Origin of the sequence: Rhodococcus sp. p52 (genome assembly GCF_000763325.2) — a bacterium.
GTDB classification, from domain to species: Bacteria; Actinomycetota; Actinomycetes; order Mycobacteriales; family Mycobacteriaceae; genus Rhodococcus; species Rhodococcus pyridinivorans.
On record NZ_CP016819.1, the window covers coordinates 2,967,744 to 2,993,973 of the forward strand.

Genomic DNA, 26,230 nt, shown 5'->3' on the forward strand with positions numbered 1-26,230 from the left:
CTCACGCTGCGAGTGCGCGGTCGACCGCGTCGAGGATGCGATCCGGGTCGGGACGGTGGTGGGATTCGAGTTTGGCCGGGGGATAGGGGATGTCGAATCCGCCGACCCGCAGGACCGGTGCCTCGAGCTGGTAGAAGCACCGCTCGGTCGTGCGGGCGGCGATCTCCGCGCCGATGCCGCAGAAGACCGGCGCCTCCTGCACGACGACGAGCCGGCCGGTTCGCCGCACCGACGCCTCGATCGTGTCGAAGTCGATGGGGGACAGCGACCTCAGATCGACGACCTCGAGCGAATGTCCTTCCGCTTCGGCGATGTCGGCTGCGCGTAGCGCGGTAGCGACCAGCGCACCGAAGGTCACGATCGTCGCGTCCGAACCGGACCGGACGACCCGCGCGGACGTGAGCGGCAGGTCGGGTGCGGTCTCCGTGTCGATCTCACCGCGTTCCCAGTAGCGGTGCTTCGGTTCGAGGAAGATCACCGGGTCGTCGAGCGCGACGGCCTGCTGGATCATCGAGTACGCATCGGACGGGGTACTCGGGCTCACGACCCGCAGACCCGCGGTGTGGGTGAAGTACACCTCCGGTGATTCCGAATGATGTTCGACCGCACCGATGCCGCCGCCGTAGGGGATCCGGACGGTGAGCGGGGCCACCACGGCACCGGCCGTGCGGTAGTGGATCTTCGCGACCTGCGAGACGATCTGGTCGAAGGCCGGATAGACGAAGCCGTCGAACTGGATCTCGCACACGGGTCGGTAGCCGCGCAGCGCCATCCCGAACGCCGTTCCCACGATCCCGGATTCGGCGAGGGGAGTGTCGATCACACGACCTTCACCGAAATCCTTCTGCAGGGTGTCGGTGATGCGGAAGACGCCGCCGAGGGTGCCGACGTCTTCACCCATGATGACGACCTTGGGGTCGCGTTCGAGTGCGCGGCGGAGTCCGGCGTTGAGGGCACCGCCGAGGGTCATCGTCGTGGTGGTCATCGTCGCGCCTCCTCCGTGGGGCCGAAACTCGCCAGATATTCGGCGTAGTCCGCGCGTTCCTGTTCGACGAGCGGATGCTCGGTGGCGTAGACGTGGTCGAACAGGGCGGCGGGTTCGGGTTCGGGCATCCCGAGCGTGCCGCGCCGGAGCCGCATCGCGGCGTCGTCGGCAGTGGTCCGGACCTCGTCGAAGAAGTCGTCGTCGGCGTGCCCTTCACGTTCGAGCAGTCGTCGCAACCGATCGATGGGGTCGCGTGCCTGCCACTCCTCGAGATCGGCGGGTGTGCGGTAGCGGGTGGGGTCGTCGGAGGTCGTGTGCGGGCCCATGCGGTAGGTGAGTGCCTCGATGAAGAACGGACCGGCACCCTCGCGGGCATGCCGGACGGCACGCCGGGTCACCGCCAGGACTGCGAGGACGTCGTTGCCGTCGACCTGCACGGCCGGCATCCCGAATCCGGCGGCGCGCCGGGCGAGGGGGACCGGACTCTGCACGTGGGTGGGCACGCTGATCGCCCAGTGGTTGTTCTGGCAGATGAACACCACGCCGACACCCCAGCTGACCGAGAAGACCATGGCCTCCGAGAGGTCGCCCTGGCTCGTGGCGCCGTCGCCGAAGTACACGACGGTGGCGATCTCGGCTCCGTCGAGCTTCGCGCCCATCGCGTAACCGGTGGCGTGCAGGCCCTGGGCTCCGACGACGATGGCTGGGTTGGTGGTGGCGACCGTCTGCGGATCCCATCCGGACAGTCCGCACCCACGCCACAGGCGGGTCATGTCGGCGGGGTCGACGCCGCGGCACAACGCGACGGCGTGCTCGCGGTAGCTGGTGAAGACGTAGTCGTCGGGCGCGAGTGCCCGGGCGGAGCCGACCTGCGCGGCCTCCTGGCCCTGGAGCGGCGCCCAGAGGCCGAGCTCCCCCTGCCGTTGGAGCGCCGTGGCTTCCGCGTCGACGCGTCGCGCGACGACCATGTCGCGGTAGAGCCCGCGCAGTTCGTCGGGGCCGACGTCGGTTACGAGTGGGCCGTACTCGGTGTCGAGGACGCGTCGCCCGTCGGGTTGGATCAACTGGACCGGATAGACGGTCGGTACAACCATCGGATCACCTCGTCGGTGCGGATCCAGCGTGCCCTCGTGAGGCCCGACCGGATGATGTGTGCCGTACATCACATCATCCGGGCAATTCGCGCGTGCGCAATCGATCCGCTCCCAACCGTGCAGAAAGCACGGTTTCGGGGTGCTCCTAGCTGGCAGACTGCGGAAAATGACCAGTCTGGATGCCACCGATGCGCGTCTGCTGCTCGAACTCACGCGCACACCACGGGCCACGGGAGTCGAGCTGGCGCAGCGTCTCGGGTTGTCCCGCAACACCGTCCAGGCGCGCCTTGCCCGATGGGAGGCCGAGGGCGTGCTCGCCTCGTTCGACCGGCGGGTGGATCCCGTCAGCCTGGGTTATCCGCTTGCCGCCTACGTGGCGACCCGGGTCGATCAGCACCGTCTCGACGAGGTCGTCGACGAACTCGCACAGATCCCCGAGGTCACCGAGGTCTACGGGCTGACCGGGCAGATCGACCTGTCGGTGAAGGTGGTCGCCCGTGACGCCGACGACCTCTATCGGCTCCCGGGCCGGATTCTGAAGATCCGCGGCGTCGAGCGCACGGACATGTCGCTGGTCATGCAGGACCTCGTCCCGCAGCGCACAGCTCCGCTGCTGAACCGGGCGGCCGGGCGCAGCGGAGACGAGGCGACGTAGGGCGTCAGCGGCCCGCGTTCGGGGTGGCCAACTGGGCGGCGGCCTTGCGGATCTGATCGGGGATCGGGACGGGGCGGCGCGTCTGCGGATCGACGTAGACGTGGACGAACCGGCCGGTCGCCGCCGGGATCAGGGTGTCGTCGGCCTCCCGGAAGATTGCGAGCGAATAGGTGATCGACTGTGTGCCCAGACGTTCGACCGCCAGTCCGACCTGCAGGCGGTCGGGGAAGGACAGCTCGGCGAGATAGCGGCAGGAGGGCTCGGCCACGACCCCGATCGCGTCGAGTTCGCGGATGTCGACACCGGTGGTGGAGATGAGCCACCCGTTGACCGCCGAGTCGAAGTACGAGTAGTACGTGACGTTGTTGACGTGGCCGTAATGGTCGTTGTCGGCCCAACGCGTCTGCATGGGCCACAACACCGGGAACTGCTCCGGCTCAGGCGGGGCGGCTGGGCTCGTCGGTTGGCGGTTGCTCACGTCTCGACGATAGTGCTCTCCGCACGTCAAATCAGACCAACCCCCACGCCAATCCCGAACCGAGACGCAAAACCCCCGAATCGGACGTGCACAGGGCGTGTCCGCCCGCCGGGGTCGTCCCGGCACGCACGGCGTGTCGCCCCAAAGCCGGAACGGCGTGTGCCGTTCGTGTCAGGATCGGGTCATGTCCGATACCCCCGTTCTTCTCTCCACCGTCGAACTCGCCGAGATGATCGAGCAGGGCCGGTCGCCGGTGATACTCGACGTCCGCTGGGCACTCGGCGACAGACACGGACGGGACCGATTCCATGAGGGGCACATCAGCGGAGCGGTCTACGTCGACCTGGACGAGGATCTCGCCGATCCGCCCGCACCCGAGCTCGGTCGTCATCCGCTGCCCGACATCGACCGTTTCCAGGCCATCGCACGCCGGTGGGGGATCGACGACGGTGCTCTCGTCGTCGCATACGACGACAGCGGCGATCTCGCCGCGGCCCGCGCGTGGTGGCTGTTGCGCTGGGCGGGGCACTCCGAGGTGCGATTGCTCGACGGCGGACTGCAGGCGTGGATCGCCGGCGGGCACCCTCTCGCCGCGGGACCGGGCGGCGAGAAGAAGCCCGGCAACGTGACGTTGAGCCCCGGCCACATGCCCACCATCGGTCCCGATGAGGCCGCGACCTACGCGACCCACGGAGTTCTGCTCGATGCGCGCGCCCACGCACGGTACCGCGGCGACGAGGAGCCGGTGGATCGCCGGGCGGGCCACATCCCCGGGGCGGTCAGCGCGCCGACCACCGAGAACCTCCGTCAGGACGGGTCGTTCCTGCCCGCGGATCAGATCGCGCACCGCTTCTCGACGCTGGGCGTGAAGCGTACCGACGTCGCCGTGTACTGCGGATCGGGAATCAACGCCGCACACGAGATCGCCGCGCTCGAGATCGCGGGCATCGACGCCGCGCTGTATCCGGGTTCGTGGTCGCAGTGGTCGGCGGATCCGAAGCGGGAGGTCGCCACCGGCAGTTGAGCGGCGACCCGCCGGCCGATGGGCAGTTCTCGTCGACGATTCGCAACATCGCCGACGAGAACTGCACTCCGGAGGCGGGACTACCGGTCGTGAATGGGACAGCTGCCACGGTAGGTGCTGCAGTCCTGGCGACCCTGCTCGGAGCGATCGTCGCCCACCTCGTCGAGGCCGCACCGGTGATCGCCGGCGAGTGCGAGGCGACCTACGGCGTCGACCTCGGCCCGTTCTTCACCGGCTGGTTCGTCGGCGACCTGGGGGGCGACACCGTGACCACCACGTTCGTGTTCCAGTCGGCGCGAACGGCCGCGTGGGTCAACAACTTCGATCTGCAGAACCCCCGCCACGCACGACATCACCCGCGTCGAGATGACCGTCGCGGTCGATGCCGCCGCCGTGGTGCTCGACGGTCTCGAACAGAGCCATATCGTCTGACGGCCGAGTCCTCCTCCGTCCCGACCGTTCAGGAACGGGAGTACTCCGACGCGCGGCGCACCTGCTCGCGCGTCGGGGTCACTCCCGTGTAGAGCTCGAACTGCAGTGCCGCCTGCAGCGCGATGACCTCGTCGCCCGTGATCACCGGGATGTCGTGCTCGCGGGCGAATCGGACGAGCGGGGTGTCCGGCGGCACGGCCACGACATCGAAGACCGTCGACGCTGCGGCGACGAAGTCGTGGGGCAGCGGCAGGTCGCCCGATTCGGCACCGCCCGCCATCCCGATCGGAGTGGCGTTGACGATCAGCCCGGGTGCGACGTCGCTCGTGTCGGCGCGCCATTCGTAGCCGTACTTGCGTGCGAGCGGTCGTCCGGTGTCCCCGTTGCGCGCGACGATCGTTCCGTCGGTGAATCCGTTGTGGCGCAGCGCCGCTGTCACCGCCTTCGCCATGCCGCCGCTGCCCACCACCGTGACGGGCAGGGCGGAATCGACGCCGTGCTCGACGAGCAGATCGCTCACCGCCTGGTAGTCGGTGTTGTAAGCGTGCAGGACGCCGTCGTCGTTGACGATCGTGTTCACGGACTCGATGGCCCGCGCCGAATCGTGCAGCACGTCGACGAGGGGCAGCACGGCTTCCTTGAACGGCATCGACACCCCGGCGCCGCGGATGCCCAGGCCGCGTATCCCCGCCACGGCGTCCTCGATGTTCGCGGGCGCGAACGCCTTGTAGACGAAGTCGAGGCCGAGTTCCTCGTAGAGATGGTTGTGGAACCGGGTGCCGATGTTGCTGGGACGGCCGGACATCGAGATGCACAGCCGGGTGTCCTTGGAGATGCGCTCGAGCATTTGCTCACCGTAGACCCTACATGTTCGGAAACAGCGATTTTCTCAGGAGAGCACGTTGTTCTCACAACAAAGAACAAGATACTGTCCGATGCAAGGGAGACGATCTGGGTGCAGGAGGACTGAGATTCGAACGGGAAGGCGCGATCGTCTGGTGCATCATCGACCGGCCCGCAGCGCGCAACGCGTTCACCCCGGCGATGTACTGCGGACCCGAACGTGCGGTGCGACTGGTCGATTCCGATCCCGACCTCGCCGCCCTCGTCATCTCCGCCGTCAACGGCATCTGCCAGGCGGGGAGACTGCTGGTCGCGATGATGTCACGGGCACGACTCCGCCGCGCCCACCAAGGCACGGTGGTCGTCGACCGTGATCGGCAACGCGTAGCGCACCGCCACGGTCAGGTACCGGCCGGCGAACCAGCAGCGGTAACCGGGAGCCGGTGGCAGCCACTGGGCCGGCGTGCCGTCGCGCTTGTCGAGGTTGGCCTGCCCGTCGACAGCGACGAGGTTGTAGGTGATGTCGTTCGCGAACCGGAGTCGACGTTCGGCGGGCCATGCGGCGGCACCGAGATCCCAGGCCGCGGCGAGCGGATAGATGTGATCGATGTGCACGGCGTTCGCCTCGGCACGCCGGAACTCCACGCGCGCACCGGTGTACGGATCGTTCAGGACCCCACTCGTCACGACACAGTCGTCGGTGCCGGCCCGGAAGGTGGGGGAGGTGAGGTCGCGCGCGAGGACGTTGTTGCGGGTATCGCAACCGTCGTGCCCACCGGCCCCGGGATGGTCGTCGGACCAGGCCGGACCGAACACGCATCGCTCGCCCGCGCCGCAGCCCCGCTGATAGCCGGGAACCTTCCGGCGCTGATCGACCACCGTCACCTGCTCGAGCAGGAGATGCACCTCGGCTCGGGTGGGGCTGCCCGGCACCGTCCCGGACCCCGGCGCGGTGCGGTCCCACAACCAGGACACCGCCACCGCGACCACCACTGCCGCCACCCACCACGTCGCGTTCCCCCCACGCACGCGGCGATCCTGACATGCCCTGCCGACAGGATCTTCAGGGCACGGTGACGACGATCTTCCCGCCGACGTGCCCGGACTCGACGAGTTCCAGCGCAGCCCCGGCCTCGGTGAGCGGAAAGGTCCGCTCGACGCGCGGCGTCAGAACACCACGCTCGACGAGCGCCACGACCTGCTCGAACACCTCCCGGGTCCGTCGCCGCGTGATTCCCGAACCGCCCAGCTCCTCCGCGCGTGCCGGATCGGCGACACTCACGACCCGTTCCGGTGCCCGCGTCAGCGCGACCGCCCGCTCGAGCACGTCGCCACCGACGAGGTCGACGACCGCGGTCACCGCCCCGCACCGTTCCGCGGTGGCCGCGACCCGCGCGTCGAACCCGTCACCGGACTCGATCCACAGACCGCCGCACGATTCGACGAGATCCCGTTTCCCCGCACTCGCCACACCGAGGACGGCGGCCCCGGCGTTGTGCGCGAGCTGCGTCGTCGCCGACCCGACACCACCACCGGCACCCAGGACGAGGACGGTGTCCGCATCGACGATCTCGAGAGACTCGACGATGTCGAAGGCCGTTCCGGCCGCGACCGGAAGGGTCGCCGCCACCTCGAACGGCACCGACTCGGGCACGAGCGCAGCAGCCCGCGCGTCGACGAGGGTGTACTCGGCGTAGCCGCCGTAGCCCTCCGCGGTGGTCCCGAAGACGGCGTCGCCCGGCCGGAAGCCGGTGTCCGGACCGGCGGCCTCCACCACACCGGCGACCTCCCGGCCGAGGACCGCCGGGAAGTGCACCGTGACGCTGCCTGTGCGCCGTCCGAACCGCACCTTCCAGTCGGCGGGGTTCACGCCCGCGGCCCGGACTGCCACGAGGAGCTGCCCCGGACCGGGCGGTGGGACGGGGGTGTCGAACAGCTGCTGTGTCTCCGGACCGCCGTACTCCACGAAGCCGTATGCGCGTGCCATGGGACCCAGCCTGCCATCGGGGTCGGGTGCGGCTGGCACGATAGTGGGCATGTTGCACGGGCTGTGGTCACCGGGATCCGGCCTGATGCTGTGGTGGGCCCCCGCCGCAGAGCCCGATCCCGACGCGCTGCCGTCTGCGCTGCGCCGGTGGATCGACCGCCCGTTCCGCCATCGCGTCACCCTCACCTTCCCTACGGAGACCGAGCCGAGCACGCTGCCCGCCGTCGCGGTCGCACCGGCGGACGCAGCCGAGCTTCTGCTGGACATGCCGCGGCGTCCCGGGGGTGTCGGCGGCGATCTGCGATATCTCGCGCACGTCGCCCGTGGCATCGAGAGGTGGGCGCAGGCCGGCCGCGTCGCACCGGAGCTCGTGCGTGTCGAGAAGCAGTGGTGGGCGCGGTGGCGCCTGCTCGGCGGCGAGAAGACGCGGGCCTGGTCCGCCGAACTCGCGGCCGCGATGTCTCCCGCGCAACGACAGCTCGGACGGCCCGTCGATCTCCTCGACGATCTGTGCCGCGAACTGACCGACCCCATCGTGCGCACCCTCCACGGCTCGTCGACCTCGCTGCACCCCCTCGTCGCTGCACTGGCCGAGGGCAGTCCCCATCCCCGTGGCACCCAGCGCATGGCCGATGCGCTCGAGGAATGGCGTGCCAGCCTCGCCGGATACGAACCCGACCTCGTGCTGCGCCTCGTCGAACCGGACGACGTCGACGACGGGGTCGGAGCCGACTCCATCTGGCGGCTCGAGGTGTGCCTGCGTCCGGAGGGACAGTCCCCGACGCCGCTGCCCGTCGAGGACACCGACCCGCACCTGCTCCAGATCGGCGTGCGCAAGCTCGGGACCGCGCTCCAGGCCTATCCCCGCCTGCAGGACGTGCCCCGCGATCCCGACAGTCTCGACCTTCTGCTGCCCACCCCGGTCGTCGTCGATCTCGTCGAGCACGGCGCCCGGGAGCTCGACGCCGCGGGCATCGCGGTGCTGCTACCGCGCGCTTGGACCCGGGTCGATCCGTCCCTGCGTCTGCAGGTCGAGTCACCCGTCGCCCCCGTGAGCGCCGACGACAGCGTCGTCGGGATGAACGCGATCGTCTCGTACGAATGGCAGCTCGCCGTCGGCGACATGCTGCTCACCCCGTCGGAGATGGAAGAGCTCGTCGCGGCCAACAGCGACCTGGTCAAGCTGCGCGGCAAATGGGTGCGGGCAGATGCCGAGGCGCTGGCCCGCGCGGCCCGGTACGTCACCGCGCATTCCGCCGAGGATGCGACCCTCGGGTCGTTGTTCGCCCAGTTCACCGGCGACGATGCTCCGCCCGCGGAGGTCACCGAGATCTCCGCCTCCGGCTGGGTCGAGATGCTGCTCGACGGGCAGGCGCATCCCGAGCCCGTCCCCGTGCCGGCGGGACTGAACGCCGAACTGCGTCCCTACCAGCAGCGCGGCCTCGACTGGCTCGCGTTCATGAGCCGGCTCGGTCTCGGCGCCGTGCTCGCCGACGACATGGGCCTGGGCAAGACCATCCAGGTGCTCGCGCTGCTCGCCCACGAACGAGAGTCGGGCCTGCGGAACGCCCCGACCCTGCTGGTCTGCCCGATGTCGGTGGTGGGCAACTGGCAGCGTGAGGCCGAACGGTTCGTGCCCGACCTGCGGGTGCACGTCCACCACGGCGCCCAGCGGCTGAGCGGACCGGCGCTCGCCGCCGCTGCCGCCGACCACGACCTCGTGGTGACGACCTACGCCATCGCCGCCCGCGACGTCGCGCAGCTCGCGACGCTGACCTGGCAACGCGTGGTCCTCGACGAGGCCCAGCACGTGAAGAACACCGCGACCGCGCAGTCCCGCGCCACGCGCGCCGTGCCCGCGGCGCACCGGATCGCGCTCACCGGCACACCGGTGGAGAACCGGCTCGAGGAACTGCGCGCGATCCTGGACTTCGCGAATCCGTCCCTGCTCGGCACCGCGGCGTCCTTCCGGGCCCGCTTCGCGGTGCCGATCGAGCGCGACCACGACGCCGTCGCTGCGGCGCGGTTGCGGGCGTTGTCCGCACCGTTCGTGATGCGCCGCGTCAAGACCGACCCCGACGTGATCTCCGATCTGCCCGAGAAGTTCGAGCAGACCGTGCGCGCCAACCTCACGGCCGAGCAGGCCGCCCTGTATCGGGCCGTCGTGGACGACATGATGCGCCGGATCCGGGACAAGGAGGGCATGGCCCGCAAGGGCGCGGTGCTCGCGGCGCTGACCCGGCTCAAGCAGGTGTGCAACCACCCCGCGCACTATCTGGGCGACGGCTCGCCCGTCCTGCGTCGCGGACGGCACCGCTCGGGCAAACTCGGCCTGGTCGAGGACATTGTCGAGTCGGTGCTGGCCGACGGCGAGAAGGTGTTGCTGTTCACGCAGTTCCGCGAGTTCGGTGAGCTCCTCGTGCCCTATCTCGAGGAGCGGTTCGCCACGACGGTGCCCTTCCTGCACGGGGGAGTGTCCAAGGGCCGGCGCGACGCGATGGTCGACGGCTTCCAGAGCGAGGGCGGACCGCCGATCATGGTGCTCTCGCTCAAGGCGGGCGGCACCGGACTGAACCTCACGGCCGCCAACCACGTCGTGCATCTCGACCGGTGGTGGAATCCGGCGGTGGAGAACCAGGCCACCGACCGTGCGTTCCGGATCGGGCAGCGTCGCGACGTCCAGGTCCGCAAGCTCGTCTGTGTGGGAACGGTGGAGGAGCGTATCGACGAGATGCTCACCGGCAAGCAGGAACTGGCCGAGATTGTGGTCGGGTCAGGGGAGAACTGGATCACCGAGCTGTCCACCGATCAGCTGCACTCCCTGCTCACCCTCGGCGACGACGCGGTGGGGGACTAGATGGCACGGGGCAACGTACGCCGCTACGGCACGGCCCGCCGGATCGACGGCGGCATCGAGGCGCGCACCAAGCGGGGCTCGATCGGCCGCAGCTGGTGGTCGAAGGAACTGATCTCGGCGATGGAGGAGGTCGCCGAGAAGGGGCGACTGACGCGGGGCCGTGCGTATGCACGCGCCGGCCAGGTGATCTCCATGCGGCTCGAACCCGGAGCGGCCGTCGGCGACGTGCAGGGCAGTCAACTCACCCCGTTCACCTCGGCGGTGCGGGTGCGCACGCTCGACGAGGAGGCGGTGGGAGAGCTCGTCTCGCTCGTCCGCTCGTCGCCGGGCATGCTGGCGCGACTTGCGGCGGGCATCCTTCCCGAGGAACTCGGATCGGCCCTCCTCCCGCGACGCGCGGGTGAACTCGACTTCGACTGCACCTGCCCCGACGACGGGTGGCCCTGCAAGCACGCCGCGGCCGTCGCCTACCTGCTCGCAGAACACGTCGACGACCAACCGTTCGCGGTCCTGACCCTGCGCGGGGTGGACCTCGCGACGCTGATCGGCGGCGTCGACGATGCGGGCGCCGACGAAGAGGTGGCCGCGGCGCGGGACTTCTACGGCGACGACACCGAGTTGTCCGAGCTGCCCACGGAGCGGTTCCGTCCCGCGCTCGAGGACCTCGATCCGATGCTGCTGCGCCGCGCGTTGCGGGCCGGCGGAACCGACGAAGCCGTGGTGATCCGGGGGATCATCGACCTCGAGGATCTCTACCGCCGCATGCGTTGACCTCGATCGGTCGCCGGTGGTTGTGTCGTCCGTCCCCGGGGTATGCCGCCCGTGAAGGTGACGGCTCCGGTCGCGCCACCGACAGCACATGCCACGAGTGGAGGATTCATGCGGACTCCGGAAGCATCGTCGACAGCGCGGGAGAACGCCGAACGTGCGGTCGATGCGGTCCAGCAGGAGGCTGACACCTATCGGAACGGGGAGGATCGACCCCTCGGTGGATATGCGGTGCTCATGTCCGTGTACCTCACCACTGTCGGCACGCTCGGCGCCGTCGCGGCAAAGCGCGGGCGGCCGATGCCGAAGCCCGATGCCGGCGATCTCGTGGTGACCGCGCTCGCGAGCCACAAGGTCTCCCGGATCGTGAGCAAGGCGGCGGTGACCAGTCCCGTCCGCGCACCGTTCACGAAGTTCGACGGCCCCGGTGGTCCGGCCGAGGTGATGGAGCAGCCCCGCAAGTCGTCGCGGGTCCGTCACGCCGTCGGGGAACTGCTGGCCTGCCCCTTCTGCCTCGACCTGTGGACGGTGACGGCGATGGTCTTCGGCCGCGTCTACGCTCCGAATCTCACGCGTCTGGTGGCGGGTTCGTTCGCGGCGCTGACCGGAGCCGACTTCCTGCACCTGGCGTACGCGAAGGCGCAGCAGATCGCCGAGGGCTGATATCGGCCCCTCGCGCATCGACCGTGCGTGAGGGTGCCGGCCGATCCGGTCCGGTGTGACGGTAGACATACGTGGACTTCCAACTATAGGATGAGCGAAGACTTCGGGCCTGGGCCCGTTCGTGCCGAAATCGCACACCCCACGTCATCGCACACCAGTAAAGGACGGGATCGGACATGAGCGTTCGAGAATTGACCCACTTCGTCGGCGGGCAGCACGTCGCCGGCACCTCCGGCCGCTTCGCCGACGTCTTCGCCCCCAACACCGGAGAGGTCCAGGCCCGCGTGCCGCTCGCGGCCGACTCCGAGGTCGACGCCGTCATCGCCAACGCCGCCGAGGCGCAGAAGGTGTGGGCGTCCTGGAATCCGCAGAAGCGAGTGCGCGTCCTCATGAAGTTCGTGTACCTCGTGCAGGAGAACATGGACGAGCTCGCCCACCTGCTGTCGAGCGAGCACGGCAAGACCGTCCCCGACGCGAAGGGCGACATCCAGCGCGGCCTCGAGGTGATCGAGGTCGCGATCGGCGCCCCGCACCTCCTCAAGGGTGAGTACACCGAGTCCGCAGGCGGCGGAATCGACGTGTACTCGATGCGTCAGCCCCTCGGCGTCGTCGCCGGGATCACCCCGTTCAACTTCCCGGCCATGATCCCGCTGTGGAAGGCCGGCCCGGCGCTCGCCGCCGGAAACGCGTTCGTGCTCAAGCCTTCCGAGCGCGACCCCTCGGTGCCGCTCCGTCTGGCCGAGCTGTTCCTCGAGGCCGGCCTGCCCGCCGGTGTGTTCAACGTCGTCAACGGCGACAAGAGCGCCGTCGACTACCTGCTCGACGACCCGCGCATCAAGGCGATCGGCTTCGTCGGCTCGACCCCCATCGCGCAGTACATCTACGAGACGGCCGCGAAGAACGGCAAGCGCGCACAGTGCTTCGGTGGTGCGAAGAACCACGCGATCGTCATGCCCGACGCCGACCTCGACCAGGTCGCGGACGCACTCGTCGGCGCCGCCTACGGCTCGGCCGGTGAGCGCTGCATGGCGCTGTCCGTCGCCGTCCCCGTGGGCGAGGAGACCGCGGATCGTCTCGTCGCCAAGCTCACCGAGCGCATCGCCGAACTGCGTATCGGCACCAGCTTCGACGAGAAGGCCGACTTCGGTCCGCTCGTGACCGCCGCCGCCCGCGACCGCGTGCACGGCTACATCGCCCAGGGCGTCGAAGAAGGCGCCGAGCTGGTCGTCGACGGCCGCGACTTCGTCCTCGAGGGCCACGAGAACGGCTTCTTCTCGGGCGCCACCCTGTTCGACAAGGTCACCCCCGAGATGTCCATCTACAAGGAGGAGATCTTCGGCCCCGTGCTCACCGTGGTGCGTGCGCGCGACTACGAGGACGCCCTGCGCCTGCCCACCGAGCACGAGTACGGCAACGGCGTCGCGATCTTCACCCGCGACGGCGACACCGCCCGCGACTTCGCCGCCCGCGTCGAGGTCGGCATGGTCGGCATCAACGTCCCCATCCCCGTCCCGATCGCGTACTACACCTTCGGCGGCTGGAAGGCCTCCGGCTTCGGCGACCTCAACCAGCACGGCCCCGACGCCTTCCGCTTCTACACCAAGACCAAGACGGTCACGCAGCGCTGGCCGTCCGGTGTCAAGGAAGGCGACATCGAGGGTGCGCACGTGGCCGACACCGACCACTTCGTCATCCCGACGATGAACTAGGCGGTCCATCGATGTTCGTTCTCACCGACGACGACCGGGCGATCCGCGACACCGCCCGGGACTTCGCCACCGAATATCTGGCCCCGAACGCGGTCGAATGGGACCAGAGCAAGCACTTCCCCGTGGACGTGCTGCGCAAGGCCGCCGAACTGGGCATGGGCGGGATCTACGTCCGCGAGGACGTGGGCGGATCGGGGCTGCGACGCCTCGACTCCGTCCGCATCTTCGAGGAGCTCGCGAAGGGTTGCCCGTCCATCGCCGCCTACATCTCCATCCACAACATGGTCACGTGGATGATCGACAAGTTCGGCAACGACGACCAGCGCAAGCAGTGGATCCCGAAGCTCTGCACGATGGAGAACCTCGCGAGCTACTGCCTCACCGAGCCGGGCGCCGGATCCGATGCGGCGGCCCTGAGCACCAAGGCCGTTCGTGACGGCGACGAGTACGTGCTCACCGGAGTCAAGCAGTTCATCTCCGGGGCCGGCACGTCCGACGTCTACGTGGTCATGGCCCGCACCGGCGATACCGGCGCCCGCGGTATTTCGGCGTTCATCGTCCCGAAGGACACCACCGGGCTGTCCTTCGGCGCCAACGAGAAGAAGATGGGCTGGAACGCGCAGCCCACCCGCCAGGTCATCCTCGACGGCGCCCGCGTGCCCGCCGAGAACCTCCTCGGCACCGAGGGCGGCGGTTTCCGGATCGCCATGCACGGCCTCAACGGCGGCCGCATCAACATCGCCGCGTGCTCGGTGGGCGGCGGCCAGACCGCCCTCGACCGGGCGGTCGCCTACCTCGCCGAGCGCAAGGCATTCGGCGAGCGGCTGCTCGACTCGCAGGCGCTGCAGTTCCGCCTCGCCGACATGCGGATCGAACTCGAGGCCGCACGCACGATGCTGTGGCGTGCCGCCGACGCTCTCGACCGTGGCGCCGACGACGTCGTGGAGCTGTGCGCGATGGCCAAGCGCTTCGCCACCGACACCGGTTTCGAGGTCGCGAACGAGGCGCTGCAGTTGCACGGCGGATACGGTTACCTTGCCGAGTACGGGATCGAGAAGATCGTCCGCGACCTGCGCGTGCATCAGATCCTGGAAGGAACCAACGAGATCATGCGGGTGGTCGTCGCGCGGAGCGTGGTGGCCGCAGCGCAGAACGGAGTGGCATGACCGGGCAGGAACCCGAGATCCTCATCGACGTGAAGGACGGCATCGGCCGTATCACGCTCAACCGGCCCAAGGCCATCAACGCCCTCAACCACGCCATGGTCCTCGAGATGTCGAAGGCCCTGAGCGCGTGGGAGAACGACGATTCGGTGCGTGCTGTGCTGGTGCGCGGTGCCGGTGAGCGCGGCCTGTGCGCCGGCGGCGACATCGTCTCGATCTACCACGACGCCAAGGACGGCGGCACGGGATCGCAGGACTTCTGGCGCGACGAGTACATCCTCAACGCCGCCATCGGTCGTTACCCGAAGCCGTACATCGCGATCATGGACGGCATCGTCATGGGCGGCGGCGTCGGGATCTCGGCGCACGGCAACGTCCGGATCGTCACCGAACGCTCGAGCATCGCGATGCCCGAGACCGGAATCGGATTCGTTCCCGACGTCGGCGGCACCTACCTGCTCTCGCGCACCCCCGGCGAGATCGGCACGCACATCGCGCTGACCACCGGACGGATGAAGGCCGGCGACGCCGTCACCCTGGGCTTCGCCGACCACTACCTGCCGTCCGATTCGCTCGACAAGTTCGTCGCCGCACTCGAATCCGGCCCGCTCGAGGACGCGCTCGCCGAATACTCGCAGCCCGCACCGGAATCGGCGCTGCTCGGGCAGCGCGAATGGATCGACGCGGCGTACTCCGCCGACACCGTCGAGGAGATCGTCGAACGCCTTCGGGCTTCCGATGTTCCGGAGGCACGGGAGACCGCCGGCCAGGTGCTCGCGAAATCGCCTGTCGCGCTGAAGGTGACCCTCCGCTCGCTGCGTCACGCCCGGCAGCTCGGCAGCCTCGAAGAGGTGCTGAACGAGGAGTTCCGGGTCTCGACCGCCTCGCTGAAGTCGCACGACCTCGTCGAGGGCATCCGCGCACAGGTCGTCGACAAGGACCGCACCCCGCAGTGGTCGCCGGCGACCCTCGCCGATGTCACCGAGGCCGACGTCGACGCCTACTTCCAGCCGCTCGGCGATCTCGAACTCGGGCTCGCCGCTTCCAAGGAGAACGACCGATGAGTGAACTTCCCACCGTCGCCTTCCTCGGCCTCGGACACATGGGTGGGCCGATGGCCGCGAACCTCGTCCGCGCCGGGTACACAGTCAACGGTTACGACCCGGTTCCCGCTGCGCAGGAAGAGGCCACGAAGAACGGCATCACCGTCGCCGAGACCGCGACCGACGCGGTGCGCGGCGCCCAGGTCGTGATCACCATGCTGCCCAACGGCAAGCTCGTCCTCGACCTGTACGACGAGATCCTGCCTGCGGCCGAGGCGAACACGTTGTTCGTCGACAGCTCGACCATCGACGTCGCCGATGCCCGCGCGGCGGCGGAGAAGGCACGCAAGGCCGGTCACCGTGCCGTCGACGCCCCGGTCTCCGGCGGTGTCGCCGGTGCCGCCGCAGGCACCCTCGCGTTCATGGTCGGCGGCGGCGAGGACGACTTCGCCACCGCGAAGCCGCTGCTCGAGGCCATGGGACGTAAGATCGTCCACTGCGGCGGGTCGGGCAACGGCCAGGCCGCGAAGATCTGCAACAACATGATCCTGGGCATCTCGATGATCGCCATCAGCGAGGCGTTCGTCCTCGGTGAGAAGCTGGGCCTCGACAACCAGGCACTGTTCGACGTCGCGTCCAACGCGTCCGGTCAATGCTGGGCGCTGACGAGCAACTGCCCGGTGCCGGGCCCCGTCCCGACCACCCCCGCGAACAACGACTACACGCCGGGCTTCGCGGCCGCGCTCATGGACAAGGATCTCGGACTGGCCGCGAACGCGGTGCGCGCCAACGGTGTCGAGGCCGAACTCGGACTGCGTGCAGCCGAGCTCTACCATCGTTTCAACACCGAGGGTGGTGGAGGACTCGACTTCTCCGCCATCATCACCGACATCCGAGACCGCTCGACCGTGAAGGACAGCCAGTGACCGATTTCGAGACCATCCTGCTCGACCGCAAAGGCCGCGTCGGCATCGTCACCCTCAACCGGCCGAAGGCGCTCAACGCCCTCAACAGCCAGTTGATGCGTGAAGTCGTCGCCGCCGTCGAGGAACTCGACGCGGACGACGAGATCGGTGCGATCCTGCTCACCGGCTCGGAGAAGGCGTTCGCCGCCGGCGCCGACATCAAGGAGATGGCTCCGAAGACCTTCGCCGAGGTCTACGCGGAAGACCTGTTCTCGCAGTGGGATCGGCTCTCGTCCGTCCGCAAGCCGATCGTCGCTGCGGTGTCGGGCTACGCGCTCGGTGGCGGTTGCGAGCTGGCGATGCTGTGCGACTTCATCATCGCGTCCGACACCGCCAAGTTCGGTCAGCCCGAGATCAAGCTCGGCGTCATCCCGGGCATCGGCGGATCGCAGCGTCTCACCCGCGCCGTGGGTAAGGCCAAGGCCATGGACATGTGCCTGACCGGCCGCAACATGGACGCCGAGGAGGCCGAGCGCGCCGGACTCGTCTCGCGCATCGTTCCCGCCGCCGAACTGTTCGACGTGGCGCTCGAGACGGCGACGACCATCGCGTCGATGTCGCTGCCGGTTGCGATCATGGCGAAGGAGGCCGTCAACCGGTCCTTCGAGACGACGCTGGCCGAGGGCGTGAAGTTCGAGCGCCGCGTGTTCCATTCGACGTTCGCCACCGCCGACCAGAAGGAAGGCATGGCGGCCTTCGTCGAGAAGCGCGCGCCGGAGTTCAAGCACGCCTGATCCGCACCACCCGTACACGACGAAGGGCCGCCCCGAACGGGGCGGCCCTCCTCGTTTCTCGGCAATCTCTCGCGCCTCACCACTTGGAAGGCGCACCGCCGGTGTCGAAGTCGCCGGCGTCGTGCCGCATCGTCGCGATGATGCGCAGCAGTGTGTCGATGTGCTCCTCCGGAATGCCGGGCCGGGCGAAGACCTCCGTGTTGAGCTTCTCCGTCCCCTGGATCGCCAATGCCCGTCCCTCGTCGGTGAGTTCGATGAGTGTGGCCCGTCGATCGCTCGGATGCGGGGTACGCCGGACCAGTCCGGCCTTCTCGAGCCGGTCGACGGCATTGGTGACGCTGGTGGGGTGCACCTGCAGGCGCGCGCTGGCCTTCGCCATCGGCAATGCTCCCGACCTGGTGAAATGCAGCAGCGTGAGCAGTTCGTAGCGGGCGAAGGTCAGGCCGAAGGGCTTGAGCACCTCCTCGACCCGCGCCATCATGATCTGCTGTGCCCGCATCACCGAGGTGACCGCGGCCATGCCGTCCGCGACTTCGCCCCAGCCGTGGGCGGTCCACTGGCGGTGGGCTTCGGCGATGGGGTCGAGGGGGAGTGGTGCGGGCATGCCTCCATCATCCCACGGACGAACGCGCAGGTAGCCAGGGCACACCGGTTTCCGGTGCCTTTCCTGCCGGGTTCAGCGGTACGCGTAGTCGCGGAAACGTTCGTCGACTTCGCCCACACTCAGCCCGAACTCCTCGAGCGTGTACCGGTGCGCGGGTTTCCTTGCCCCGCTGCGGCTTTCTTCGTGCAGGTCGGCCATCGCGCGTTCGGCCTCCGCGGTGAACGGCAGACCGAACCGGTCGTACAGGCCGCCGACGGTGCCGAGTGGATCGGCGACGAAATCCCGGTAGTCCACGTCGACGAAACGGGCGGGATCGTGCCGGCGGCGCACCTCGGTGAAATGATCGAAACCCCGTGCCCAGAGGTCGAGCTGGCTGCGCCCGATCGTCTCACCGACGAACGCGTCGGACCATCCCTCTGTGGCCTGCGCCGCGAGGCTGCACACCGACGGGATCACGGTGCGCGGATCTCGATGGGTGACGACGATGAGCGCGTCCGGATACACCGTGAGCAGTTCGTCCAGTGCGAACAGATGACTGGGATTCTTGAGCACCCACCGCTTGTCGGCGTCCGGCAGTCCGATGAGCTGCAGATTCCTCCGGTGCCGGGCATAGGCCGCGGTCCAGTCCTGCTCCGCGAGCCACTGCGAATAGGTGGGCAGGTGGGCCAGGCACTCGTAGGAGATCGAGCGGAACGACTGGCGCAGCAACTGCCAGCATTCCTCGACCTCGGCGGCCGACATGTAGTGCACACCCATGAATTCGGGATGCTCGACGTGGTGCTGTGCGAATCCGGCCTCGATCCCGGCGAAGACGGGATTCTCCGCCCAGGTCTCGCGAGGAGGTCGCGGTTGCGGCATCTCGGTCAGCCACATCTCGAGCCCCTGATGGGCGGGATCCGCGGCGAGTAGGCGGTGCAGTGCCGTCGTGCCGGTACGGGGCAGGCCGGTGACGAAGATCGGCCGGGTGACCGGGACGTCCGCGTGCTCGGGATGGGCAGACCAGGCAGATGCCGACAGCAACCGCGCCACGAGGGCGCCGCGCAGGAAGACCCGTGACATCTTGCTGCCGAGCGGGGTGAGCTTCTCGTCCCGCGCATACGAGTCGAGCAGGACCTCGAGCCCGTCACGGTAGTCGTCGTCGCCGAAATCGGTCAGGCCCGTCAGGCGGGTCGCGGAAGCGTGCAGATCCTCGACGGTGCCGACGGTGGTGCGTTCGCTCATGTGCTTTCCCGTTCAGTGGTGGTATTCGCCGCAGTTGACGTCGAGGCACTGGCCGGTGATCGCCGACGCCATCGGCGAGGCCAGGAAGATCACCGCATCCGCGATTTCCTCGGTTGTCGGGAGACGCTTCAGATCGGAGGTGGCGGCGGTGTGCTCGTAGATCTGTTCGACGGTGGTGCCGTACTTTCCCGCCTGGTGTTCGAAGTACCCCTGCAGGATCGGCCCCCAGATGTACCCCGGTGCAACGGAGTTCACCCGGATTCCCTGCGGTCCGAGTTCCGTCGCCAGGGACTGCGACATCGCCAGCAACGCCGACTTCGCGAGTTTGTAACTGCCGTAACGTTCCTGGGAGTGCCGCAGCACCATCGAATTGATGTTGACCACCGCGCCGACCGACTCGGCGAGGGCGGGGGTGAACAACTGCGTGAGCCGCAGCGCGCCGAGGACGGTGAGCTCCACGCTGTCCCGGATCTGCTGGAAGTCAGTGCGCGCCAACAGTTTCATCGACGGAACGGAGAACGCGTTGTTGACGAGCACGTCGACACCACCGAACTCCGAGACCGCAGACTCGACAAGGGCGGCGGCGGACTCGTCGTCGGTGATGTCGGTGGGCACGACCAGGGCCCGGCGGCCCGTGCTCTCGACTTCCGCTGCACCCTTCTCGAGCCGCTCCCGGGTCCGGGCGGCGAGCACCACGTCGGCGCCTTGTTCGGCGCACCGCAGCGCGAGGGTGCGCCCCAGTCCCGGGCCGACACCGGAGATCACGACGACGCGGTCGCGGAGCAGTCCCGCTGCCGCGCTCATGCGAGCATCCGATCGGCGACGCCCCGCTGACGGTCCGCGATGCGCTGCGCCCAGGCCTCGGGAGTGATGCGGTTCGAATCGTGGAAGGGCAGGACCTCGGAGAGCCGGTCGAACGGCACCACCTCGGCGGTCGGGCCGTCGGCTGCGGTGAGTTCGCGATCGAGGCGCTGCCAGCGGAACTGCAGGATCCCGCGGCTGCGGCCGAGGGTCTCGACCCAGTTGGTCAGCCCCGGATCGCGGGCCGAGACCACGATCCGGACCATCCCGTCGGGATCGACCTGCGCCTGACTGTTGTTCAGGGAGGTCTGGTGGTGGATGTAGTCCAGGGAGATGTACCAGAGGCTGCCGATCTGGAAGCCCAGATAGGGCGCGTCGCTCGCCGGGAGGGTCAGGACCATCGCCTCGTCGTCGCCGAGTTCGTAGTGCCCGACGGATGAGTACTGCGTGTCGAGACCACCTGGGGTGCGGCGCGGCTCGGTGACCGTGTTCACCGGCAGCTTCAGGTAGAACCACTCGGGGAACTGCAGCCAGGTCTTCACCCGCGAGACCAGTGCGCGACCGGCGCGTTCGTAACGGGTGACCGCGTCCTGGTGGGTGGGTTCGGGTGCCGGGGTGCCGAGACTGTCGAGCCGGTGGATGCTCAGCATGCCGCGGCGCTGCGTCCAGTCGCTGTAGACCTCGCGGACCACGAGCTGCGACGAGCCGGGCGCGAGCGGGAAGTAGTTACGTTCCGGGTCTCGTGGGCCGGGTCCGAACCGCACCTGGAAGGTGCCGTCGTCGGCGATGGTCAACGCGCGGTCGTCGAAGGCCGTGACGTTGCCGGGCACCTCGGCGTCGGTGTAGTTGCCGGCCAGCACCTGGAAACTGAGATCGCAGGTCGTGCCGCGGCGCCCGGCGACGACGTACTCGGCGTCGTCGCGGATCGATGCGCCCCAGTACAGGGTGTCGGGATTGTCGAGGCCCATCTTCGCGTAGGGGCCGGTGCCGGTGACGAAGACCGGATGGGATCGGCTGTACGCGAAGGTGGCGTGGATGCACGCCGAGATCCCGCCCGCCAGATATCCGTATCCCTCGACGAGGTCCTGTTCGGTGCGGATGTGCGGGGCTGTGGCGACGAGCTTCTCGGCCTCGGCTATCGCCGCGGTGAGCGGATCGGTGAGCACTACGATCTCCTCTGGTCCAAATATGTACCGCTGCGGTAGTCTTCCGTTGCGCCGAGAGTAGAACGTGTTCCAGGGAGGGTCAATGGCTCGTCGCGAGACCGAGACACTAGGGAAGCCGACCGCCGGGGCGGGAGCCGCCCGCCGGTCGCCGCCCACGGAACGCGTCGTGCAGGTCCTCGACCACCTCGTCGCGCGACCCGGCGTCCGGTTCGGACTGTCGGAACTGGCGCGCGAACTCGATCTGAGCAAGCCCACCTGCTTGGGCATCCTCACCGTGCTCGCCGACGCGGGTTATCTGATCCGCGACCCCGTCGACAAGACCTACGGTCTCGGGCCGGCACTGATCGTCGCGGGACGCGCAGCCCAGCGCGGCTTCGCGTCCGGGCCGGTCGCCCACCGGCATCTCGCCGCCCTCTCCGAGGAGTTCGCCGTGATGTGCTCTGCGTCGGCGGTCGTCGGCGACCGGATCGCGGTGCTCGACGTCATCGGTGGCCACGGCACGGCCGCGGCGGCACGCGTGGGGGAGGTGTACCCCTTCGCGCCCCCGGTGGGGCTGATGTACGTGCTGTGGGACACCGACGAGCGCATCGAACAGTGGCTGCGGCGAGAGCCGACCCTGCCCGTGACCGTCGACCGCGACGAGCTGTGGCGGATCGTCACCGAATGTCGCCGGACAGGTTATCTGGCGGAGTCCCTCACTCCCGGCGGCCGTCGCCTGTACGCGCTCATGGCGGGAGTGGTCTCGCACGACCTCGCGCCCGAGATGAGGGAGATGCTGGCGGAACTCGTGGCCAGCCCCGGCGAGCGCGTGCTGCTGCCCGACGCCTTCGCCGCGGGGGAGAAGCGGGCGGTCAACCTCGTGGCCGCCCCGGCCTACGATCCCGACGGCCACCAGTCGCTCGTGCTCACGCTGCACCTCGAGCGGGAGGTGGACGCCGCCGGGATCGAACGGTACGGCGCGGCGCTCGTGGCGGTCGCGGATGCGATCACCGCGGATCTCGGCGGACACCGGCCACCGCGCTGACGGAGGGCTGCGGAGACCACCCGTTGACCTGGAATTGAAACTCGTTCTACTGTTGCGGAGTAATCTTCGACCGCATCGGTACACATGTGTACCGAGCCGGGTGAGAGGGGCGCGAGTGACCACGGTGCCACCGCAACGACCACCGACCTACGAACTTTCGCTGCTCGGTGCGCTCGAAGCCGAGTCCGTGCACATCTTCCGCGAGGTCGCCGCGACCTTCTCCCGTCCCGTCCTGCTGTTCTCGGGTGGTAAGGACTCCGCGGTGATGCTCCACCTCGCGGCCAAGGCGTTCTGGCCGGCGCCGCTGCCGTTCCCCGTCCTGCACATCGACACCGGGCACAACTTCGACGAGGTGATCGACTTCCGCGACCGCACCGTCGAGCGCCTGGGGATCCGGTCGATCGTCGCCTCGGTGCAGGACGACATCGATGCCGGGCGTGCCGTCGAGGACGACGGACCGCACGCGACCCGCAACCGGCTGCAGACCGGAACCCTCCTGCGCGCGTTGTGGGAAGGGGGATTCGACGCCGTCTTCGGGGGTGCTCGTCGCGACGAGGAGAAGGCCCGCGCGAAGGAACGCGTCTTCAGCCTGCGCGACGAGTTCGGGCAGTGGGACCCGAAGGCGCAGCGACCCGAACTGTGGCAGCTGTACAACGGCCGGCACCGCCGCGGCGAACACATGCGGGTCTTCCCGCTGTCCAACTGGACCGAACTCGACATCTGGCGCTACATCCGCGACGAGGGCGTCGACCTGCCGTCCCTGTACTACGCCCACCGGCGACCGGTGATCGAGCGCGACGGAATGCTGCTCGCGCACAACCGTTTTCTTACCCTCCTCCCCGGGGAGACTCCGCGCGAGAGCCTCGTCCGGTTCCGCACCGTCGGTGACGCGACGTGCACCGGCTGCGTCGAATCCGCCGCCACCACCGCGGACGAGGTGGTCACCGAGGTCTCCGCCAGCAGGGTCACCGAACGCGGCGCCACGCGGGCGGACGACCGGATCTCCGACGCCGGAATGGAAGACCGCAAGAGGGAAGGCTATTTCTGATGTCCCCCCTGCTGCGCATCGCCACCGCCGGCAGCGTCGACGACGGCAAGTCCACGCTCATCGGCCGATTGCTGTTCGACTCGAAGGCCGTCTTCGAGGACCAACTCGAGGCGGTGCCCCGCACGAGCCTCGACCGCGGCGCCGACCGCGCCGATCTCGCGCTGCTCACCGACGGCCTGCGCGCCGAACGCGAACAGGGCATCACGATCGACGTCGCCTATCGCTATTTCGCCACGGCGCACAGAACATTCGTCATCGCCGACACTCCCGGTCACGAGCAGTACACGCGCAACATGGTCACCGGGGCGTCCACCGCAGACCTGGCACTCGTCCTCGTCGACGCCCGCAACGGCATCGTCGAGCAGCCCCGCCGGCACGCCTTTCTCGCGTCGCTGCTCGGGGTGCGGCACGTGGTGCTGTGCATCAACAAGATGGACCTGGTGGACTGGTCGCAGAGCCGGTTCGACGAGATCTGCGACGAGTTCCGGAATCTCGCGGCGAAGCTCGACATGCCCGACCTCGCCTTCGTTCCCGTCTCCGCCCTGCACGGCGACAACGTCGTCTCCCGCACCGCGAACATGCCGTGGTACGAGGGGACTTCGCTGCTGCACCATCTCGAACAGGTCCACATCGCGTCGGACACCAACCTCATCGATGCCCGACTGCCCGTGCAGTACGTCATCCGGCCGGGCGAGGGTGAGCACCGCGACTTCCGCGGCTACGCCGGGACGGTCGCCGCCGGCGGATTCGCGCCCGGCGATGAGGTGGTCGTTCTCCCTTCCGGTTTCGGAACGCGGGTGCGAACGTTGTGGGGGCCGGGCGGGACGGAACTCGAGCACGCCTTCGCCGGTGCGGCGGTGTGCGTCGAACTCGAGGACGACCTCGACGTCGGACGCGGCGACATGCTGTGCCGCCCCAACAATCGTCCGCTCGTCGGCCACGAGATCGACGCCATGGTGTGCTGGTTCGACGAACGCTCCGCCCTCGATCCGGACGCCCGCTACGCCCTGCTGCACACCACGCGCTCGACCACCGCGCGGGTCGCGCGGCTGGACTACCGCCTCGACGTCAACAGCCTGCACCGCGACGAGGCCGCGACGACGCTCGGTCTCAACGAGATCGGCCGCGTGCAATTGTGGACGCAACAGCCGCTGCTGTTCGACCCCTACCGGCGCAACCGCACCACCGGAAGCTTCGTGCTCGTCGACGAACGCACCGGCAACACCGTCGCGGCCGGAACGATCACCGGCCCGACACTCGCCGACACGGCGGTGGTCTGGCACTCGGCGGCGGTCTCACGGCCCGAACGGGGGAGGGCCGGGGCGACGGTATGGCTCACCGGGCTGTCCGCCTCCGGCAAGTCCACCCTCGCCGTCGAACTCGAACGACGACTGCTCGCCGAGGGCATCCCCGCCTACCGCCTCGACGGCGACAACCTCCGGCACGGCCTCAACGCCGACCTCGGCTTCGGTCCGGAGGACCGCGCGGAGAACGTCCGCCGCGTCGGTGCGGTCGCACAGCTGATGGCCGACGCCGGACTCGTCGCGATCTGCGCGCTCATCAGTCCCTACCGTCAGGACCGCGACCGCATCCGCCGGCAGCACGAGGAGTCCGGGATCCGGTTCGTCGAGGTCTTCGTCGATACGCCGCTCGCCGACTGCGAGGCCCGCGACCCGAAGGGCATGTACGCGCGGGCACGTGCCGGTGAGATCACCGGTTTCACCGGCGTCGATGATCCCTACGAACCACCGTCCGATCCCGAGCTGGTCGTGCGCCCCCACGACGGCACGCCTGCCGTGCAGGCGGGCCTCGTCGTGGAATTGTTGAGGCCATGACGCACGACAACAGCGACGACGCTCGGCTCGCGGCCGAGACGGCTTCCGGCGCAGGTGAACTGCTGCTCACGGTCCGCGCCATCGAATCGGATGCCCTTACCGGGCGCGAGCTGGGCCGGCGCGGCGACCACGCCGCCAACACCTACATCCTCGAACGGCTGGCGACCGCGCGGCCCGGCGACGCGGTGCTCTCGGAGGAATCCGCGGACGATCCGGCCCGGGTCGGCGCCGACCGCGTCTGGATCATCGACCCGCTCGACGGGTCGAAGGAGTACGGGATGCCCGACCATGTCGACTGGGCGGTCCACATCGCGCTCTGGGAGGCAGGACGAGGGCTCACCGCCGCCGCGGTCGCGCAACCGGCGATCGGCGTCGTCCACAGCACCGCAGATCCGGTCCCGGCGCCGCGGCCGGCCCGCCGTCGCCCCCGCATCGTCATCAGCGGGAGCAGGCCGCCCACCTTCGTCTTCGATCTGGCCCGCGATCTCGGTGCCGATCTGATCCGGATGGGGTCGGCCGGTGCCAAGGCCATGGCGGTGGTCCGCGGGGAGGCCGACGCCTACATCCACGCCGGAGGTCAGTGGGAGTGGGATTCGGCGGCGCCGGTCGCGGTCGCGCGCGCTGCGGGTCTGCACTGCGCGCGGATCGACGGCAGCGAACTCGAATACAACCGGCCGCACCCGTATCTGCCCGACCTCGTGATCTGCCGCGCAGACTGGGCACCGGAGGTGATGGCCGCGCTGGCCGCGCACGCCACCGGGCCGACCGACAGCCCCCGCGCCGCGATGGCACGCGCATACATCCGATCCCTGGTCAGCCACGACGCGTCCCACGTCCGGCTCGCCGAGGACGCCTGGCGGGTCGAGAACGGGGAACGCACCGGCGACAGCGGCATCGAGATCCGCGACCGCCTCGAGAACGGCCCGGAATACCGGCCCATCCGCCGCGTCCGCGACCTGCAGTTCCGCGAATGGCACCACAGTATCGTCGCGCGGTTCGTCCTGGACATCGCAGCACGTCCGGGCGCCGAGACGTCGGTCGCGGTGACCGAGCACTTCGACATCCCGGCGGGGGAGATCCGATCGATCGTGGCGATCATCGAGCCCGCGCAGGGTAATAGTTGAATTCATT

The 26,230-nt window shown here is 69.0% G+C and carries 25 protein-coding genes; 15 read left to right on the forward strand and 10 right to left on the reverse strand.

The features are described 5' to 3' along the window. Position 1: 1 nt before the first annotated feature. Positions 2 to 985, reverse strand: a complete 984-nt coding sequence (locus IM25_RS13695) for an alpha-ketoacid dehydrogenase subunit beta (protein WP_006552547.1) — start codon at positions 983 to 985, stop codon at positions 2 to 4. After that, positions 982 to 2,079 (reverse strand): pyruvate dehydrogenase (acetyl-transferring) E1 component subunit alpha, encoded by a 1,098-nt coding sequence (pdhA, locus tag IM25_RS13700; protein WP_033098049.1) that lies wholly within the window; start codon positions 2,077 to 2,079, stop codon positions 982 to 984. Before pdhA ends, IM25_RS13695 begins: the two co-directional genes overlap by 4 nt. A 166-nt stretch (positions 2,080 to 2,245) precedes the next feature. Here pdhA and IM25_RS13705 point away from each other — a divergent pair, with 166 nt between their 5' ends. Beyond that, the gene (locus IM25_RS13705) at positions 2,246 to 2,734 is read left to right on the forward strand and encodes an Lrp/AsnC family transcriptional regulator (RefSeq protein WP_065996120.1); all 489 of its coding nucleotides are present in this window, start codon (positions 2,246 to 2,248) and stop codon (positions 2,732 to 2,734) included. Positions 2,735 to 2,738: 4 nt separating this feature from the next. Here the strand turns inward: IM25_RS13705 and IM25_RS13710 are convergent, their stop codons facing one another. Next, positions 2,739 to 3,212: an acyl-CoA thioesterase gene (locus tag IM25_RS13710; RefSeq protein WP_065996121.1), complete on the reverse strand. Its 474-nt coding sequence runs from the start codon at positions 3,210 to 3,212 to the stop codon at positions 2,739 to 2,741. Positions 3,213 to 3,396: 184 nt separating this feature from the next. On the opposite strand from IM25_RS13710, the gene IM25_RS13715 reads away from it, so the two are divergent. Together IM25_RS13715 and IM25_RS26445 are read left to right on the forward strand one after the other, a co-directional pair. Further along, on the forward strand, positions 3,397 to 4,236 hold the full coding sequence (locus IM25_RS13715) for a sulfurtransferase (RefSeq protein ID WP_006552551.1): 840 nt from the start codon (positions 3,397 to 3,399) through the stop codon (positions 4,234 to 4,236). Then, entirely contained in the window at positions 4,233 to 4,760 is a 528-nt protein-coding gene (locus IM25_RS26445; protein WP_198162491.1) for a hypothetical protein, read from the forward strand. Before IM25_RS13715 ends, IM25_RS26445 begins: the two co-directional genes overlap by 4 nt. On the opposite strand, the gene IM25_RS13725 is transcribed toward IM25_RS26445, so the two are convergent. The 3 genes from IM25_RS13725 to IM25_RS13735 form a co-directional block, all read right to left on the reverse strand. Beyond that, complete coding sequence (locus tag IM25_RS13725; RefSeq protein WP_006552553.1) at positions 4,697 to 5,515, reverse strand: shikimate 5-dehydrogenase; 819 nt, start codon at positions 5,513 to 5,515, stop codon at positions 4,697 to 4,699. The genes IM25_RS26445 and IM25_RS13725 overlap by 64 nt on opposite strands. A gap of 317 nt (positions 5,516 to 5,832) precedes the next feature. Further along, positions 5,833 to 6,504: an HNH endonuclease family protein gene (locus IM25_RS13730; RefSeq protein ID WP_006552554.1), complete on the reverse strand. Its 672-nt coding sequence runs from the start codon at positions 6,502 to 6,504 to the stop codon at positions 5,833 to 5,835. Between the two features lie 70 nt (positions 6,505 to 6,574). Continuing rightward, positions 6,575 to 7,498, reverse strand: a complete 924-nt coding sequence (locus tag IM25_RS13735; RefSeq protein ID WP_033097992.1) for an NADP-dependent oxidoreductase — start codon at positions 7,496 to 7,498, stop codon at positions 6,575 to 6,577. Between the two features lie 49 nt (positions 7,499 to 7,547). Here IM25_RS13735 and IM25_RS13740 point away from each other — a divergent pair, with 49 nt between their 5' ends. From IM25_RS13740 to IM25_RS13775, 8 genes are all read left to right on the forward strand, one after another. Further along, on the forward strand, positions 7,548 to 10,355 hold the full coding sequence (locus IM25_RS13740; protein WP_065996122.1) for a DEAD/DEAH box helicase: 2,808 nt from the start codon (positions 7,548 to 7,550) through the stop codon (positions 10,353 to 10,355). After that, a complete protein-coding gene (locus IM25_RS13745) occupies positions 10,356 to 11,126 on the forward strand; it encodes an SWIM zinc finger family protein (protein WP_033097991.1) in 771 nt (256 codons plus the stop codon). It begins immediately after the preceding gene. A gap of 108 nt (positions 11,127 to 11,234) precedes the next feature. Further along, a complete protein-coding gene (locus IM25_RS13750) occupies positions 11,235 to 11,786 on the forward strand; it encodes a DUF1360 domain-containing protein (RefSeq protein WP_006552558.1) in 552 nt (183 codons plus the stop codon). 176 nt (positions 11,787 to 11,962) lie between these two features. After that, complete coding sequence (locus IM25_RS13755; protein ID WP_006552559.1) at positions 11,963 to 13,495, forward strand: CoA-acylating methylmalonate-semialdehyde dehydrogenase; 1,533 nt, start codon at positions 11,963 to 11,965, stop codon at positions 13,493 to 13,495. Between the two features lie 11 nt (positions 13,496 to 13,506). Beyond that, positions 13,507 to 14,661 (forward strand): acyl-CoA dehydrogenase family protein, encoded by a 1,155-nt coding sequence (locus IM25_RS13760; protein ID WP_033097990.1) that lies wholly within the window; start codon positions 13,507 to 13,509, stop codon positions 14,659 to 14,661. Beyond that, complete coding sequence (locus tag IM25_RS13765; RefSeq protein ID WP_065996123.1) at positions 14,658 to 15,722, forward strand: enoyl-CoA hydratase/isomerase family protein; 1,065 nt, start codon at positions 14,658 to 14,660, stop codon at positions 15,720 to 15,722. The genes IM25_RS13760 and IM25_RS13765 overlap by 4 nt, the downstream gene beginning before the upstream one ends. After that, complete coding sequence (gene mmsB / locus IM25_RS13770; protein WP_006552562.1) at positions 15,719 to 16,627, forward strand: 3-hydroxyisobutyrate dehydrogenase; 909 nt, start codon at positions 15,719 to 15,721, stop codon at positions 16,625 to 16,627. Before IM25_RS13765 ends, mmsB begins: the two co-directional genes overlap by 4 nt. Then, positions 16,624 to 17,400: an enoyl-CoA hydratase gene (locus tag IM25_RS13775; RefSeq protein ID WP_006552563.1), complete on the forward strand. Its 777-nt coding sequence runs from the start codon at positions 16,624 to 16,626 to the stop codon at positions 17,398 to 17,400. Before mmsB ends, IM25_RS13775 begins: the two co-directional genes overlap by 4 nt. Before the next feature lie 76 nt (positions 17,401 to 17,476). Here the strand turns inward: IM25_RS13775 and IM25_RS13780 are convergent, their stop codons facing one another. The 4 genes from IM25_RS13780 to IM25_RS13795 form a co-directional block, all read right to left on the reverse strand. Further along, positions 17,477 to 18,004 (reverse strand): MarR family winged helix-turn-helix transcriptional regulator, encoded by a 528-nt coding sequence (locus IM25_RS13780; protein WP_033097989.1) that lies wholly within the window; start codon positions 18,002 to 18,004, stop codon positions 17,477 to 17,479. Between the two features lie 72 nt (positions 18,005 to 18,076). Continuing rightward, on the reverse strand, positions 18,077 to 19,225 hold the full coding sequence (locus IM25_RS13785; RefSeq protein WP_033097988.1) for a sulfotransferase family protein: 1,149 nt from the start codon (positions 19,223 to 19,225) through the stop codon (positions 18,077 to 18,079). Positions 19,226 to 19,237: 12 nt separating this feature from the next. Then, entirely contained in the window at positions 19,238 to 20,029 is a 792-nt protein-coding gene (locus IM25_RS13790) for an SDR family oxidoreductase (RefSeq protein ID WP_065996124.1), read from the reverse strand. After that, a complete protein-coding gene (locus IM25_RS13795) occupies positions 20,026 to 21,192 on the reverse strand; it encodes a hypothetical protein (RefSeq protein WP_006552567.1) in 1,167 nt (388 codons plus the stop codon). The genes IM25_RS13790 and IM25_RS13795 overlap by 4 nt, the downstream gene beginning before the upstream one ends. An 82-nt stretch (positions 21,193 to 21,274) precedes the next feature. Between IM25_RS13795 and IM25_RS13800 the strand changes: the two genes are divergently transcribed. The 4 genes from IM25_RS13800 to IM25_RS13815 all read left to right on the forward strand — a co-directional run bounded on the left by IM25_RS13800 (position 21,275) and on the right by IM25_RS13815 (position 26,223). Continuing rightward, positions 21,275 to 22,216, forward strand: a complete 942-nt coding sequence (locus IM25_RS13800; RefSeq protein WP_033097987.1) for an IclR family transcriptional regulator — start codon at positions 21,275 to 21,277, stop codon at positions 22,214 to 22,216. Between the two features lie 115 nt (positions 22,217 to 22,331). Next, on the forward strand, positions 22,332 to 23,264 hold the full coding sequence (gene cysD, locus IM25_RS13805) for a sulfate adenylyltransferase subunit CysD (RefSeq protein ID WP_033097986.1): 933 nt from the start codon (positions 22,332 to 22,334) through the stop codon (positions 23,262 to 23,264). Then, positions 23,264 to 25,099 carry an adenylyl-sulfate kinase gene (gene cysC / locus IM25_RS13810; RefSeq protein ID WP_065996125.1) on the forward strand — a complete coding sequence of 612 codons (1,836 nt, stop codon included), beginning with the start codon at positions 23,264 to 23,266 and terminating at the stop codon, positions 25,097 to 25,099. The genes cysD and cysC overlap by 1 nt, the downstream gene beginning before the upstream one ends. Beyond that, entirely contained in the window at positions 25,096 to 26,223 is a 1,128-nt protein-coding gene (locus tag IM25_RS13815; RefSeq protein ID WP_033097985.1) for a 3'(2'),5'-bisphosphate nucleotidase CysQ, read from the forward strand. Before cysC ends, IM25_RS13815 begins: the two co-directional genes overlap by 4 nt. Positions 26,224 to 26,230: the final 7 nt, after the last annotated feature.